Below are 15,049 nucleotides of genomic sequence, written 5' to 3' on the forward strand. Positions count from 1 at the left end.
AAGCACCCGATGAGCAACATCCGAATCGTCGTGATGGGCGTCTCCGGCTGCGGCAAGACCACCATCGGCGATCTCGTGGCCCGCGAACTGGGCGTCCCGTTCCTGGACGGCGATTCCTTGCACCCGGTGGAAAACGTCGCCAAGATGGCTGCCGGCACGCCCTTGACGGATGAGGACCGCTGGCCCTGGCTGGCCACCGTGGGCAGCAGGCTTGCCGGCGCGGCCGACGGCGGCCTGGTCCTGGCCTGCTCGGCGCTGCGCCGCACGTACCGCGACGCCATCCGTGCCCAGGCGCCGGACACGGTCTTCCTGCACCTGAACGGCAGCAAGGAAGTCCTGAAGGCGCGGACGGAAGGCCGCAGCGGCCACTTCATGCCGCCCGCGCTGCTGGATTCCCAGCTCGCCACCCTTGAGCCGCTCCAGGACGACGAGGCCGGCGTGGTGGTGGACATTGCCGTGCCCGTCGCCGACGTCGTGGCCCAGGCACTCAAGGGGATCGCCGGCGTCGTACCTCCCGAGCGGACGGCCGGGGGCACCCCGCCGCGGCAGTTCGACGTCGACCTTGCGGCCGCGCCGTTCAACCTCGACGCCGGGGCCATCGCCTGGGTGGAGGGCACCCTTGCGGGGATGACGCTCGAGGAAAAGATCGGGCAACTGTTCATCAACCACAACAACGACTACTCGCCCGGCTACCTCGATGGCGTGCTGGACAACTATCACGTGGGCGGCATGCGCTACCGGCCCGGACCGTCAGCCGCCGTGCAGGAACACATCCGCTACGCCCAGTCCAGGTCCAGGATTCCGCTGCTGGTTGCGTCCAACCCGGAAATGGGCGGTGCAGGCAGTTGCGACGACGGCACGTTTGTCTCCACGCACCTGCAGGCCGGTTCCCACCCGGACAAGAATATTGCCCGGCAAATGGGGCAGGTGGCCGGGGTGGAGACCGCGGCCTTGGGCTGCAACTGGGCCTTCGCGCCGATCGTGGACATCCACTACAACTGGCGGAACACTGTGATCTCCACCCGCGCGTTCGGCAACACCCCGGAGATCGTGGTGGAACGGGCAAAGGAGTACTTCGACGGCATCAGCGAATCACCCACGGCTTGCGCCATGAAGCATTTCCCGGGGGACGGCATCGATGAGCGGGACCAGCATGTGGTCACCTCCTACAACACCCTTGGGTACGAGGAATGGAACCGTAGCTACGGGCACGTGTACCGGGAGATGATTGCCCACGGGGTCCAGTCGATCATGGTGGGCCACATTGGAGCGCCGGAAGTTTCGCGGCACTTCCGGCCCGGCCTGGCCGACGCAGAGATCCTGCCGGCCACGTTGTCCCCGGAGCTCCTGCAGGACCTGCTGCGCGGGGAGCTCGGCTTCAACGGGTTGGTCCTCACCGATGCCTCGCAGATGGTGGGCCTGACGCAGGCGATGAAGCGGAGGGACCTGGTCCCGGCAACGATCGCCGCCGGCTGCGACATGTTCCTGTTCTTCCGGAACCCGGCCGAGGACTTCCAGTACATGCTGGATGGGTACAAGTCCGGGATCATCACCGAGCAGCGGCTGCACGACGCGCTGCGGCGCATCCTCGGCCTGAAGGCATCGCTGGGGCTGCACCTGAAGGCTGCAGGTCAACTGGTGCCGCCTGCCGAGGCGCTTGCCGTCATTGGATCACCTGCGCACCGTTCGGTGGCGGCGGAGATCGCCGACAAGACCGTGACCCTGGTCAAGGACACCGCGGGGAACCTGCCCATCACACCCGAAACCCATCCGCGGATCCGCCTCTACGGCATCTCCGGCGGTGCCGACTTCACGCGGGCTGATCCGCTGGCCTACCTGGATGTGGTGAAGGAGGAACTCGAGGCTGCCGGCTTCCAGGTGTCCTTGTACCGGACGGCTGAACAGCGCGAGGCGGCCGGGGAGGCCGGGGTCAACTTCATGTCCGTCATCTCCGAGGAGGCCACGGGGGACTATGCGGAGAAGTACGACGCCGCCTTCGTGTTCGCCAACGTGAAGGGTTTCGCGCAGGAGGCCGCCATCCGGATCACGTGGTCCTCGCCCATGGCGGCGGAAATCCCTTGGTACGTCACCGAGGTGCCCACCGTGTTCGTGTCCCTGAACCAGCCGAACCACCTCATCGACGTGCCCATGGTCAAGACGGCAATCCACGCGCACGCCGGGACCCGGGAGGCCATCCGGGCCACCGTGGAGAAGATCCAAGGCAAGTCCGGCTTCCAGGGCACCTTCAACGAGAACGTTTTCTGCGGGTCCTTCGACACGCGGCTGTAGGGGCTTTGGACTCTGGGGGCCTCGGGGTGTCGGTTTGTAGCCTCGAGGCATCCCTGGAACCAGGAGGAGGTGTGCCATGGGCGGCAGGGCGGCGGGTCCCGGTGTCCGTTCCGGTCCACAATCCGGGCCTGGCCCCCGGCGGCGCCGGCTTCGCGGTTTCCTTGCGGCCGCCGTCGCAGCCGGTCTGTCCACGCATGGCCTCTTGCCGCGGGTGCTGCGGACATGGGGTGCCACCGGGCCCGAAAAGACTGCGCCGCTTCCGGGCGACGAACTGATTCCCGACGCCGACGACGTCTGGACCATGGCGGTTACCGTCGCCGCACGCCCCGGCCAGGTCTGGCCATGGCTCGTGCAAATGGGAGTAGACCGGGCCGGCCTGTATTCCTATACGGCTGTGGAGAACGGCTTGCTCCGCCTGGGGGTCACCAACGCGGACCGCATCCATCCCGAGTGGCAGGACCTGAAGGTGGGAGACATCATCGCTTTCACACCTGGTGGGTACCCTGGCGGTAGGCGGGGGCCGCGCGTCGTGGACCTGGCGCAGGACCGCCACCTCGTCCTGGATTCCAGCCCGGGCGCCCCGCCCGGAACAGTGACCGGTACGTGGCAGTTCGTGCTGCACGACGCCGGCCCTTCCGGTACCAGGCTCCTGCTCAGGACGCGGTACGGCGCGGGCCGGCCTGCAGGGCTGCGTGTGATGGACTTCCTCCTCCGGCCCGGCTATCTCGTGATGGACCGGGCAATGCTGCTGGGCATCAAAAAGCGCGCCGAAGGGGGAGCCAACGGGCCGCCGTCGTCCGCCCCACACTGAAGGGGAGTGCCCCCTTGTATGCCAGTGCGCTACTTCGCGGCCCTGCTGCCCTGGCCCGACAACCAATCAAGGGCTTCGCTCACTTTCGTGAAGTACGCAGTGGGAGTCAGCGACCGCTGGGAAAACGCCGCCACGACCTTGCCCATGGGTCCGTCGCCGATGAGTGCTACCGCCGAGAACCCACGGTAGGCATTCATGCCCGCCCTGGCTTCGGGCGTCAACCCTGCCACTCCGTTCAGGTCAACCAGCAGTGGCAGGACCCACCCGTCGCTGAAGCCTTGCAGGGCCCGCGCCGCCCGAACGGCAATCTCGTACGTTATGTGGACGTCCGGGGCCCAGCGCAGCCGCAGAACCCCGCGCTCGCAGGACGCCGCGAAAAACTCGTTCATCCGTGTCCCCGCTCCGCTCTTAGGCCTGTTTTCCAGGCGCAGATGCCTGATTGAAACCCTATTCTGCATGAATGTTGCACAACGCATATCTGCTGGCCGTTCGCTTCAGTCACGGGACGCGTACCGGCCGTTGGGACGGGGCCACAGGAACGTGCGCCGCAACTATGAAGGCGCGCCCGGTTCACCCTCGCCCCCACCTAGACTGGGCTGGACAATCAAGCCGAAGGAGGGCCAGTGCGTTCCCTTGTTATGCGCCAGATCGCCGGACCGCTGACCGTCCAGGACGTGGACCAGCCTGAGGCCCCGGCAGGAGGCGTGGTGATCTCCGTCGTCGCCACGGGCTTGTGCCGCAGCGACTGGCACGCGTGGGCCGGACACGACGACATCGCCCTGCCGCACGTTCCCGGCCACGAGTTCGCCGGCGTCGTCGTTGAGGTCGGCCAGGGAGTAACCGGATGGGCGGTGGGTGACCGGGTGACGGCCCCTTTCGTGGAGGGTTGCGGGACCTGCGAGTGGTGCCTCGGCGGCAATGCACAGGTATGCCCGGACCAGCAGCAGCCGGGCTTCACGCATTGGGGGTCGTTCGCTGAGCGCGTGGTGATCCATGCGGCGGACACCAATCTCGTGGCGATCCCTGAGGGGGTCAGCTTTGAAGTTCTGATATTCCGTCGAAGGTACACGACCTGACGGGAGGAAGCCATGTCTCCATCGACGCCGTCGGCAGCGAGCAGACCTGCGCCGACGCGATCCTGAGCCTCCGGCGACGTGGCCGGCACGTCCAGATCGGGCTACTGCCGCCGGTTGAGGGCCACCCGCGCGTTCAGATGGCCCGGGTTATTGCGTGGGAATTGGACGTTTTCGGAAGCCACGGGATGGCCGCGGCGGATTACCCTGGAATGCTCGCCCTGATCGAATCCGGCGCACTCCAGCCGCAGAAGCTTATTGAACGCGTCATCGGGCTCGAAGATGCGGCCGTGATGCTTCCCCGGATGGATACGGCGAACGTGGCGGGCATGACCATGATCCATCCGAGCCGCTGACGCTTTTTCGGGGTGCGGAGCTTCAGCTGCCGGTACGGGTGAGTCGTTCCCGCCGGAGGATTTGAACCCCCCGGCCCGGGCAAGCGAAAGGCCCGGGTTCCATTGTTTCCAAGGGAACCCGGGCCTTTATACGTGGCGGTGACGGTGGGATTTGAACCCACGTTGGCTTTTACACCAAACAACATTTCGAGTGTTGCACCTTCGGCCGCTCGGACACGTCACCAACCTCAATAGGGTACCGGAGCGAGGCCGTCATCCCCAAAACGAGGCCGGATTCGGGCTGCTTGCCCGGTGGGTGGGCTGTGGGTGGGTGGGCGCGCCGGTGGTTGATGTGCGCTGGTGGGTGGGCTTGTCGGTGGCCGGGCCTGCCGGTGGTTTGCTTTGTCGAAACCCAATCTGCCTTCTTTGGGTGACCGGTTGTGGTGGCCGGCCCCTTGAATGTCGTACCCCCTTGTGATGATGGGTTTATGGGGAAAGCGGCGGTGGTGGGAGCGTTGGCGGATATTCGTGCTGCCCTTGCCGTGCTGGTTGCCGAGGTGGACGGAGCGGGAGGCGAGCCGTTCTCTGCTGCTGATCCGTTGGCTGGGTTGGCGGATGGTTGCCTTGATGTTCTGGCCGGTGTTCGTGAGGTGGAGGCCCGTGTCGCTGGTTTGAAGGCGCGGGCTGCGGTGGCGTTTGCGGATGCTGCCGGTGTTGTGGCGGGGCCGGGGGTGCCGGTGGTGGCGCAGGAGATGGCGGTCGCGGCGGAGGTCGGGTGTGTGCTGGCGCTGGGTCCGCGGGCTGCGTCTTCGTTCCTGGCCACCTCGCACGCTGTGGTCAAGGGGTTGCCGCGGACTGCGGCTGCTTTGAACGACGGGACCCTGTCCTGGCAGCACGCCACGGTGATGGCCGATGAAACGGGCGGGCTGGATGCTGCGGGGGCGGCGGGGTTGGAGGCCCATTTCCTGGACCCTGATGCACCGGATGCGGTGCGGGGGTGTGCGGTGGGGGAGTTGCCGGCGCACCGGTTCCGGGCCAAGGCCAGGGTTTGGCGGGAGCGCCGCCATGCCGGGAGCATTGAGCAGCGTCACGCCAAGGGGGTGGTGGACCGGCGGGTGGAGTTCCGGCCGGACCGGGACGGGATGGCTTGGCTGGGTGCGTATCTGCCCGCGGACCAGGCAGCAGCGGGCTGGAACCGGCTGACCGCTGTTGCCCGGGGCGTGCAGGGACCCGGCGAGGCCAGGACCCTCACCCAGCTCCGGGCCGATGTGTTTGCCACGTCCCTTCTGACCGTCGGTCTGAGCACGGGACAGGCTGCCGGGAGGAACGCGGGGCCAGGCGAAGGTTGCACCAGCCCCGATGACCTCGAGAGGCCTGCCGATGTCCCGCCTGATGCGGTCCGGGCGCAGGTGTTGGTGACCGTGCCGGTGTTTTCGTTGCTCGGGTTGACGGATGAGGCGGCGGTGCTGGATGGGTATGGGCCGATCCCGGCTTCGATGGCGCGCCGGTTGGTCGCTGAGGGGGCGGGCTCGTTTTACCGGGTGCTTGTGGATCCGCGGGACGGGGCACCGTTGGAGATAGGCAGGAAGAGTTACCGGGTGGGCAAGGCGATGCGGAATTGGCTCAGGCTCCGGGATGGTAAGTGCCCGTTCCCCGGCTGCAGCAACAGCTCACTGGATACCGAGGCCGATCACATCCTGGCCTGGGCCAACGGCGGGACCACCGGAGTCAGCAACCTGGGACAGCCCTGCCCGAAACACCACCGGCTCCGGCACACCACCGGCTGGAAACCCACCCCGGCCAGCAAAACCGAACCACCGGGCTGGACCTCACCGGCCGGCCGCCACTACCACAGCGAACACCAAGACTGGCAACCACCCGTGTGGCCACCGGGATTCGTCGACCACGACAGGACGGCGCCGGAACTGGAAAGAGCAGAGCCAAGGCCCCTGCAGAAAATGCCCTTCGGCGTCGCGGACCTGAACAGAATCGACTACTCGCTGGCCGAAGCGTGCCTGGACCGCATTCTCCACCCGCCCTCTGCTTAGGCGGCGGGACACCCCCATGCGTATGCCGCCCGACGGCCACTGCGGACGCTTGCTGCGCCCACAAGCCTCGACCGCAGCAAGCGGCCCCACGCCCAAGCTGCGGTGCGCACTCTGTGCGCACTCGGTCCGCCGGGCCGTTCACCCGCCTCTTCCCAAACGGAACGGTGACCGGAAACGCCGCCGGCCGCCGTCGGACTTTCCCGGCGCATGCACGTCGGGCTAGATTCATCAGCAAGATGATGAATCCACAGCCTCCGATCCACGCAACCGCATACTGGACCACCGCAAAGCAGCACGGCGAGCTCAGGCCCGAAGAAATGCCCGCACCCGGTCCCGGCGAGGTGTTGGTCCGTGCCCTGTACTCCGGCATCAGCAGGGGCACCGAAATGGTAGTCCACGCCGGCGCTGTTCCGCCCCGGGTCGCTGGGCAGATGCGCGCCCCGCACCAGGAAGGGGAGTTCCCGGGGCCGGTAAAATTCGGCTACCTCTCCGTTGGCGTTGTCGAGGAAGGGCCCCAGGACTGGATGGGCGCGCGCGTGTTCTGCCTGAGCCCGCACCAGGACCGCTATGTGGTGCCGCTGGAGTCACTGACGCGGATCCCGGACGATGTCCCGTCCCGGCGCGCAGTGTTGACCGGCACGGTCGAAACCGCAGTCAACGCCCTGTGGGAGGCTGGGCCGCGCCTGGGGGACCGGGTTGCCGTCGTCGGCGCGGGCCTGGTGGGCGGCATGGTGGCCACCCTGTTGCGCACATTCCCGCTGCAGCGCCTGCAACTGGTGGACCTGGACCCGGGCAGGAAGCAGCTGGCCGATGCGATCGGTGTCGACTTCGTCCATCCCGACGATGCCCTGGCCGACTGCGACATTGTCATCCACTGCTCGGCCTCGCAGGAAGGGCTGGAACGCAGCCTCCAGCTCGTCGGCGACGACGGCGATGTCATCGAAATGTCCTGGTACGCCAACCGGACGGTGACCATACCGTTGGGCGAGGATTTTCACGCGCGCAGGCTGTCCATCAGGGCCAGCCAGGTAGGCATGGTGTCCCGGTCCCGGCGCCACCGCCGCACCAACGCGGACCGCCTCAACCTTGCCGTATCGCTGCTCAAGGACCCCGTGTTCGATGCCTTCCTGACCGGTTCGTCCCGGTTCGAGGACCTTCCCGAGGTGGTCCAGCGCCTGGCCGACGGCACTCTCGAAGCCCTGTGCCACGTGGTCGAATACCCTTCCGGCAACCCGGCCCCCAGCCACGCAACCCACAACTCCGAAACGTAAGGTAGCCCATGTTCAGCTTGACCGTCCGCCGCCACTTCATGATCGCCCACAGCCTTCCGCGCGAAGCATTCGGGCCTGCGCAAGCACTGCACGGCGCAACTTTCGTCGCCGAGGTGAGCTTCCGGCGTCATGCCCTGAACCCGGACGCGATTGTGCTGGACATTGGGGCCGCCGGGACCATCATCGAGGACGTGCTGGGCGGCCTGAACTACCGAAACCTGGACGAGCACCCGGATTTCGAGGACAAGCTCACCACCACGGAGGCGCTGGCCGAGTACATCGCCCGGAAGGTGGCTGACAGGATCAAGGACACGGCAGACGGCCCCGAGCTGGCGGGAATCGACGTCACCCTCCGGGAAAATCCGGACGCCTGGGCCACCTACGCCTTGGACCTGTCCGACTGACCATGCGCCCCCTTCGGCTGCTCGTCCCGGGCAATATCCGCCACAGCTCGGGCGGCAATGTCTACAACGCGTGCCTGGTTGCCGGCCTCCAGGCCTTGGGTGCAGGGGCTGAGGTCATTGCCGTGGAGGGCACCTGGCCGGATGCCGGCGCACACGAACGACGCCGGCTGGGCGCCCTCCTCGGGGCGTGGGACCCGGAAACACATCCCGGGCAGCCGGTGGCGATCGTGGATGGACTGGTGGCCGTGGGCGCTCCGGACGAACTGGAATTCGCTGCGAAAGCCGGCCGGCAAACATGGGTCCTGGTGCATATGCCCGTGCCGGAAGATGCAGGCACGCAGGCCCTTGAACGCGAAGCCAGGTCTTTGCGCGCCGCAACCGGGGTCATCTGCACCAGCACGTCGGCGGCAAACGTGCTCCTCAAACGGGGGCTCCCGCAAGCGCGGGTTGTCCTCCCCGGCGTGGAGCCGGCACCTTTGGCGGCCGGTTCCACGCCGCCCCACCTGGCGGTCGTTGCGGCGCTCCTGCCCAACAAGGACCAGCTGCTCACGGTCGAGGCCCTGGGCCGGATCAGGGATCTTGACTGGACTGCGTCGTTCGTGGGGTCGGACCGGGCCGATCCGTTGTATGCGCAGGCAGTCCAGGCTGCGGTTGCCGGGAACGGTCTGCAGGAGCGGGTGTGGCTGACCGGCGAACTCACCGGCGAGCCGCTGGAAGCACAGTGGGCCCGGACCGACCTGACGTTGCTGGTGTCACGGACGGAAGCGTTTGGGATGGCCGTCACCGAGAGCCTGGCCCACGGCATCCCAGCGCTGGTCAGGGCAGGCACGGGCGCGGTGGAGGCGCTTACCCTCGCCGGACTGGAAACGTCCGACGGCGGGCCAAGACTTCCGGGGGCAGCGGTTCCCCTGCCCGTAGGGGGCCAGGAGAGTCCCGGCCGGCTGGCTGCGGTCCTGCGGCGGTGGCTCGGGGACGCGCGGGTCCGCGAGGGCTGGCGCGCAGCCGCAGCGGAGGCCCGGCAGGACCTCCCCGGCTGGAGCAGCACGGCCCAGGCCCTGCTGGCCGTAGTGGCAGCGGGCGACCGAGGGAACGGGCAGCCGCGGCCTGCCTGAAACCCGCCGCGGACTGCCGGAAACGCGCCGCGGACTGCCGGAAACCCGCCGCGGTAAAGATGCCCGCCGCCGGACGCGCTAAAGGCTGCTGCGGTGCGCCGCGAAGAACTCGCGCAGCAACCGGGCGCACTCTTCCTCGCGGACGCCCGGGTACACCTCAACCCAATGGTTGAGCCGCCGTTCGCGCAGGATGTCGAACACGGATCCTGCGGCACCGGCTTTCTCGTCCCACGCCCCGAAAACCACCCGGGGGATCCTGGCCAGGACGATCGCGCCCGCGCACATGGCGCAGGGTTCCAGGGTGACCACCAACGTGCAGTCGGAGAGCCGCCAGCCGTCGCCCCGGCCGCCGTCGAGCCTGGCCCGTTCCTGCAACCGTGCGGCAGCTTCCCGGATGGCCACCACCTCGGCGTGGGCTGTTGGGTCACCCAGCTCCTCCCGCTGGTTCCGGCCGGAACCCAGCACCCTGCCGTCGGGCCCAATGACCACGGCGCCGATGGGCACGTCCTCCGTGGCGAGGGCGCGGTGCGCCTCCGCGAGGGCAAGGCCCATCCAGGCGTCGTGTTTCTTTTCGGGCAACGGCATGGCTCAATGATAGTTTCGGGGATACTCAGGTTACTTACCGATGCCGGGAGGCACCATGGATACGCTTCGGGACCGCTTGGGGACCTGGTTCAAACCCTACGCGGCGCTGGTCCTCACCATCCTCGTGGGCGGTGTTGTCATCGTCTCCCTCGCCCTGCTGGGCGCCGAGGTGTATGACGACGTGGTGGACTCCGCCGGGCTGGCCAACCTGGACAAGCCGGCGCTGGCCTTGTCCGAGAGCCTCCGCAGCCCCGGGCTCGACGCGTTCGTTACCGGGTTCACCAATATCGGCGGTGGCATCGGAATGCCCATCCTGGCCAGCATCCTCACCGCGTGGCTGACCTTCCTCAGCCGCAACTGGCGTCCGCTGGTCCTGATCGGCGGAGCCGCTGCCGTGTCCATTACCGCCACCACCTTCGGCAAGAAGCTGGTGGGACGCACGCGCCCGGATCACGCAGACGCCGTTCCGCCGTACGAGGATTCCCCGTCGTTCCCGAGCGGGCACACCCTGAACACCACCGTGGTGATCAGCCTGGTGGTGTACCTGATCTGCCTCCAGTTCCACGCCATGCGCGTCCGGGTCCTGGCCATCACGGCGGGCGCGGTGTTCATCATCGCCATGGGTTTGAGCAGGGTCTTCCTGGGCCACCACTGGCTCACGGATGTCATGGCGGGCTGGCTGCTGGGTCTCACCTGGGTGGGTGTGGTGATTATGGCCCACCGGCTGTTCCACATTGTCCGCAGGCGGGAACACGTGGGTGCGGCGCCGTCGTTCGACCGTCCCATCGTCAGGGACGTGGTGGCCGAGGAGCTGCACGACGGCGAACACTCCGGACCCGGCAAAGGCAGCGCCGGATGATAGTTTTAGGGGATGCGCACTCTCGTTGTTGACCACCCCCTGGTCGCCCACAAGCTCACCGTCCTGCGGGACAAAAACACGCCGTCGCCGGTCTTCCGCCAGCTGACGGAGGAGCTGGTGACCCTCCTGGCCTATGAGGCCACGCGGGAGGTCCGCACCGAGCCCGTCACCATCCAAACGCCCGTCAGCACCACGGTCGGCACCGCGTTCACCAAGCCCACGCCGCTGGTAGTTCCCATCCTGCGCGCCGGCCTGGGCATGCTGGAAGGCATGACCAAGCTGGTGCCCACCGCCGAGGTGGGCTTCCTGGGCATGGCCCGGGACGAGGAAACCCTGGACATCATCACGTATGCCGAGCGCCTCCCCGAGGACCTCACCGGCCGCCAGGTCTTCGTCCTGGACCCGATGCTGGCCACCGGCGGAACCCTGCGTGAGGCCATCAAGTTCCTCTTCAAGCGCGGCGCCTCCGACGTCACCTGCATCTGCCTGCTGGCGGCCCCGGAGGGCCTGGCCAAGCTGGAGGAGGAACTGGGCGACGCAAACGTGCACATCGTCCTGGCCTCCATCGACGAGAAGCTCAACGAGAAGTCCTACATTGTTCCCGGCCTCGGCGACGCCGGCGACCGCCTGTACGGGATCGCCGGGTAGGTTCCACCCTTTTTCAAAACCGTTCCCGCCGCTAGCCTGTGCGGATGGACTGGAAACTTGAACTTGTCTTTGTCCCTGTATCCGATGTGGACCGCGCCAAGGATTTCTACGTCAACAAGGTTGGCTTCAACGCCGACTACGACGAACGCCCGTCGGAGTCGATCCGCTTCGTGCAGTTGACGCCACCCGGCTCCGCCTGCTCCATCTGCATCGGCGAAGGGCTCACCGACGCTCCGCCCGGCACAGGATCCAACCTCCAGCTGGTGGTCAGCGACATCGAGGCTGCCCACCGCCAACTCAAGGGCAACGGCGTGGACGTCAGCGACGTGGATGTGCAGCAGTGGGGCCACTTCCTGTACTTCGCCGATCCGGACGGCAACAAGTGGTCTGTCCAGTACATCCCCTGGCGGAACGCCGGGCCGGGCGACGTCCGGGGCGCCGGTTAACGCAAACCGCGGGCCGCATCGACATGATGCGGCCCGCGGTTTGCGTTGCGCCCGGTGCTGGTGGTGCCTAGTACCAGTTGTGTGCCAGGTGGAAGTTCAACGCGCCGCAGGGCGAGGCGTAGCTCTTCTTGATGTAGTCCAGGCCCCAGTTGATCTGCGTGCGGTAGTTGGTCAGGTAGTCGGCGCCTGCGCTGGCCATCTTCTCCGCCGGCAGCGACTGGACGATGCCGTACGCGCCGCTGCTGGCGTTGGTGGCGGTGGTGGTCCAATCGGATTCCTTGGTCCACAGCGTCTGCAGGCACTGCATCTGGTCCGGTCCCCAGCCAAAGGAGGACAGCTGGCTGGCGGCGTAGGCCTGGGCGCCCGCGGGATCGTTAACCGCGACGGCGGGAGCAGGCTCAGGTGCGGGGGCCGGCGCAGGTGCGGGTGCTTCAGCAGGCGGGGCGGCGGGAGCGGGCGCGGGGGCCGGCTCCGCGGCCTGCGGTGCCACGCTGATGGCGGAAGGAGCAGGATTAGCGGCCGGGTTGGACCGGATTTCGCTCTTCTCGATGCTCATCTGGGCATCCGCCGCCGACGTGGAAGCGCTTGACCCGGTGGACGACGCCTGGGTCATGCTGTTGGTCGCCTGGCCTGCCGCGCCAACGCCAACCAGCACCGCGCATGATGCAGCGAGGACCGCAACACGCCGGCCCACGGTGGTCTTTTTGGCGGGCTGGGGTTTGGCCCGATGTTTTGCCTTGGTTTGCAGGCATGGTTTTGCCATGGATTTAGACATGATTGATCGCCTCTCACACCTGCGGAGTTAGCTGTCGGGTTCGGATGAGGGCATCCGGCCGCACGGAAAAAACACGTGCTGGCTTAACCCCAAGGGCAATCATTGCCCGGGACGGTGGGTCCCCCGCCTCTGCCGTTGCTCAAGCGGAATCCGGGAAGCGGCAGAGCTTGGCGTCAACCCGGGATATGCGGCCCGAACGGGGACCGCACCCAATCGACGGTACAGGAAGATTGCGCATTAGTCACATTTGGGTAACGGAAGTCACGAATCATGGCGCGTCGATTTGCTGCAGGCGGATCCCCGGCGCCGGGTTATCCCGCCAGGATATAGACCGTGGTCCCGCCAATGTTTTGCGCCGGGAACGTGGACTCCACCCACTGTGCAATCCGGGTGGAGGCGTCAAAGCCGCTGCTGGACATCATGGTCCCGCCGGCAATGAAGTAGTGGATCCGGCCTTGGGAGACCAGCGCTTGGAACTGTTCCAGCGTGGGGGAGGGGTCGGTGCCGTTGAAGCCGCCCACGGCCATCACCGGCAGTTCCGTGGCCAGTTGGTAACCTGCGGCATTGTTCGAACCGACTACTGCCGCTGCCCAGGTGTAGTTTGAGGCACCGTCCTTCAATGCGGCCACGAGCCCGGCCGACGGCGTGGGCGCACCCAGAAGGCCGCCCATCCCGCCGGCGCGGCCACCGGTGGCACCCTGACCGCCCTGCGCTGCCCCGCCCTGGCCTGCTGCCCCGCCCTGGCCGGCACCCTGGCCTTGTCCGGCCTGGCCTTGTCCGGCCTGGCCTTGTCCAGCCTGGCCGTTCAACTGCCGGGACGTGCCGCCCGCGCCAAACCCGCCGGTCCGGTTTCCGCCGAACCCGCCCGGGCCGCCGAACGACGTCGCCGGTCCGGCGCTGACAATGGCCCCGCTGTGCGCCGTCGCCGCCGTCGACATGGAGAAGGCCAGCGGGCCGGCCAGCGATGCCGCAATGGCGAGCGCCGTCGTCGTCCGTTGCACGGAGCGCAGGCGGATGAACCTGTTCAACCCTGTTCCTGCTGCGGCCGCAAGGCCTGCAGCCAGCACCACCCAGCGCAGCCACGGGCCGTAGGCGGATGTGGTTCCCAGCAGGGTGAATGCCATCAGGGCTGCCGCGGCCACTGCGGCGGCCAGGAAGACCGCCGCTGCGGCCTGCCGCCGGTGCTGCCAGAGAAGTACCGGGCCCAGGCCGGCCAGGGCTGCGATCCCGGGCGCCAATGCCACCGCGTAGTAGGGGTGGATGATGCCCGCCATGAAGCTGAAGACCAGGCCGGTCACCAGGACCCAGGAACCCCAGATGAGCACCGACGCCCGGACGGCGTCAGTCCGCGGCGCCCGGCGTCCCACCCACAGCAGGCCGGCAGCAAGGATCAGTGCGGAGGGCAGCAGCCACGCGATCTGGCCGCCAAATTCGCTGTTGAACATCCGCAGCAGCCCGGGAACGCCCCAGCCGTTGGCGCCGCCCACGCTCCCTGTCTCGTCGCCCGTCAGCCGGCCGAGGCCGTTATAGCCGAGGGTCAGTTCCAGGATGGAATTGTCCTGCGAACCACCAATGAACGGACGGTCCGCAGCCGGGATGAGCTCCACGACCGCCAGCCACCAGCCGGCCGCGGCAAGCATCGCGGCACCGGCGGCGAGCAGATGCAGCAGCCGCCGGCCCAGCCTGGCGGGCGCCGCGACCAGGTAGGCGAGGGCAAACCCGGGAACCACCAGCAGGACCTGCAGCTGCTTGGCAAGGAACCCGAAGCCCAGGAAAACCCCTGCCAGCAGGAGCCAGCGCAGCCTGTCCTCCTGCACGGAGCGGAGCACCGCATAGGCCGCGGCGGTCATAAGCAGCACCAGCAGGGCGTCCGGGTTGTTGAACCGGAACATCAGCGTGGCCACGGGCGTCAGTGCCAGCGCAACGGCGGCCAGCAGCCCTGCCCGGTGGGCGAGGCGCGGATCACCGGTGGCCGGTGCCGCGGCCCGCCGGACGGCCAGGTACAGCAGCCAGGCGGTGCCGACGCCCATCAGGGCTTCAGGAACCAGGATGCTCCAGGAGCTCAGGCCGAAAATCCGGACCGACAACCCCATGATCCACAGGGACGCCGGTGGCTTGTCCACCGTGATGGAATTGGCGGCGTCCGAGGAACCGAAGAACCAGGCCGCCCAGTCCTGCGATCCGGCCTGGGCAGCGGCGGAGTAGAAAGCGTTGGCCCAGCCCGATGCCCCGAGGTTCCACAGGTACAGCACGGCGGTAGCTGCCAGCACGGCTGCCAGTTCCAGGCGGTGCCGGAGGGCCGGGGACTCCCGCCGCACGCCGGCCGCGGCAGCAGGGCCGGGGGCAGCGGGAGCGGAGGGAGCCTGCACCGGAGTGGAGTTAGATCTGGCCAT

Annotated in this window: 13 protein-coding genes, 1 tRNA gene, 1 pseudogene and 1 riboswitch; of the genes and pseudogenes, 10 read left to right on the forward strand and 5 right to left on the reverse strand. The window is 67.7% G+C overall.

Features of this window, described 5'->3' with window-relative positions:
- Positions 1-9: 9 nt before the first annotated feature.
- Both DFO47_RS19300 and DFO47_RS19305 read left to right on the forward strand, forming a co-directional pair.
- On the forward strand, positions 10-2,289 hold the full coding sequence (locus DFO47_RS19300; RefSeq protein WP_133832670.1) for a gluconokinase, GntK/IdnK-type: 2,280 nt from the start codon (positions 10-12) through the stop codon (positions 2,287-2,289).
- Between the two features lie 76 nt (positions 2,290-2,365).
- Positions 2,366-3,100 carry a hypothetical protein gene (locus tag DFO47_RS19305; RefSeq protein ID WP_133832671.1) on the forward strand — a complete coding sequence of 245 codons (735 nt, stop codon included), beginning with the start codon at positions 2,366-2,368 and terminating at the stop codon, positions 3,098-3,100.
- 29 nt (positions 3,101-3,129) lie between these two features.
- Here DFO47_RS19305 and DFO47_RS19310 read toward each other — a convergent pair whose 3' ends face one another.
- Positions 3,130-3,489 carry an STAS/SEC14 domain-containing protein gene (locus DFO47_RS19310; RefSeq protein ID WP_133832672.1) on the reverse strand — a complete coding sequence of 120 codons (360 nt, stop codon included), beginning with the start codon at positions 3,487-3,489 and terminating at the stop codon, positions 3,130-3,132.
- Positions 3,490-3,723: 234 nt separating this feature from the next.
- Here DFO47_RS19310 and DFO47_RS19315 point away from each other — a divergent pair.
- Positions 3,724-4,529 (forward strand): annotated as a pseudogene (locus DFO47_RS19315) (alcohol dehydrogenase catalytic domain-containing protein).
- A 133-nt stretch (positions 4,530-4,662) separates the two neighbouring features.
- Here the strand turns inward: DFO47_RS19315 and DFO47_RS19320 are convergent.
- Positions 4,663-4,752: transfer RNA gene (locus DFO47_RS19320), tRNA-Ser, on the reverse strand.
- 244 nt (positions 4,753-4,996) lie between these two features.
- Here DFO47_RS19320 and DFO47_RS19325 point away from each other — a divergent pair.
- The 4 genes from DFO47_RS19325 to DFO47_RS19340 all read left to right on the forward strand — a co-directional run bounded on the left by DFO47_RS19325 (position 4,997) and on the right by DFO47_RS19340 (position 9,343).
- Positions 4,997-6,556 (forward strand): HNH endonuclease signature motif containing protein, encoded by a 1,560-nt coding sequence (locus tag DFO47_RS19325; protein ID WP_133832673.1) that lies wholly within the window; start codon positions 4,997-4,999, stop codon positions 6,554-6,556.
- A 236-nt stretch (positions 6,557-6,792) separates the two neighbouring features.
- Complete coding sequence (locus tag DFO47_RS19330) at positions 6,793-7,827, forward strand: zinc-binding alcohol dehydrogenase (protein WP_243835553.1); 1,035 nt, start codon at positions 6,793-6,795, stop codon at positions 7,825-7,827.
- Positions 7,828-7,835: 8 nt separating this feature from the next.
- Positions 7,836-8,231, forward strand: a complete 396-nt coding sequence (locus DFO47_RS19335) for a 6-carboxytetrahydropterin synthase (RefSeq protein WP_133832674.1) — start codon at positions 7,836-7,838, stop codon at positions 8,229-8,231.
- A gap of 2 nt (positions 8,232-8,233) precedes the next feature.
- Complete coding sequence (locus tag DFO47_RS19340) at positions 8,234-9,343, forward strand: glycosyltransferase family 4 protein (RefSeq protein WP_133832675.1); 1,110 nt, start codon at positions 8,234-8,236, stop codon at positions 9,341-9,343.
- A 78-nt stretch (positions 9,344-9,421) separates the two neighbouring features.
- Here the strand turns inward: DFO47_RS19340 and tadA are convergent, their stop codons facing one another.
- A complete protein-coding gene (gene tadA, locus DFO47_RS19345; RefSeq protein ID WP_133832676.1) occupies positions 9,422-9,928 on the reverse strand; it encodes a tRNA adenosine(34) deaminase TadA in 507 nt (168 codons plus the stop codon).
- Positions 9,929-9,983: 55 nt separating this feature from the next.
- On the opposite strand from tadA, the gene DFO47_RS19350 reads away from it, so the two are divergent.
- Genes DFO47_RS19350 through DFO47_RS19360 form a run of 3 tightly spaced genes read left to right on the forward strand, consistent with a single transcriptional unit; the run spans position 9,984 to position 11,881 of the window.
- On the forward strand, positions 9,984-10,787 hold the full coding sequence (locus DFO47_RS19350) for a phosphatase PAP2 family protein (RefSeq protein ID WP_243835555.1): 804 nt from the start codon (positions 9,984-9,986) through the stop codon (positions 10,785-10,787).
- A 12-nt stretch (positions 10,788-10,799) separates the two neighbouring features.
- Positions 10,800-11,435 (forward strand): uracil phosphoribosyltransferase, encoded by a 636-nt coding sequence (upp, locus tag DFO47_RS19355; RefSeq protein WP_109044758.1) that lies wholly within the window; start codon positions 10,800-10,802, stop codon positions 11,433-11,435.
- Positions 11,436-11,479: 44 nt separating this feature from the next.
- On the forward strand, positions 11,480-11,881 hold the full coding sequence (locus DFO47_RS19360) for a glyoxalase superfamily protein (protein ID WP_133832678.1): 402 nt from the start codon (positions 11,480-11,482) through the stop codon (positions 11,879-11,881).
- 67 nt (positions 11,882-11,948) lie between these two features.
- On the opposite strand, the gene DFO47_RS19365 is transcribed toward DFO47_RS19360, so the two are convergent.
- Both DFO47_RS19365 and DFO47_RS19370 read right to left on the reverse strand, forming a co-directional pair.
- Complete coding sequence (locus tag DFO47_RS19365) at positions 11,949-12,656, reverse strand: hypothetical protein (protein WP_026264763.1); 708 nt, start codon at positions 12,654-12,656, stop codon at positions 11,949-11,951.
- Between the two features lie 3 nt (positions 12,657-12,659).
- Positions 12,660-12,822, reverse strand: a riboswitch (cyclic di-AMP (ydaO/yuaA leader).
- A gap of 145 nt (positions 12,823-12,967) precedes the next feature.
- The gene (locus tag DFO47_RS19370) at positions 12,968-15,049 is read right to left on the reverse strand and encodes a glycosyltransferase family 39 protein (RefSeq protein ID WP_243835557.1); all 2,082 of its coding nucleotides are present in this window, start codon (positions 15,047-15,049) and stop codon (positions 12,968-12,970) included.

It is taken from the genome of Arthrobacter sp. AG258, assembly GCF_004364695.1.
In the GTDB taxonomy this organism is placed as follows: domain Bacteria; phylum Actinomycetota; class Actinomycetes; order Actinomycetales; family Micrococcaceae; genus Arthrobacter.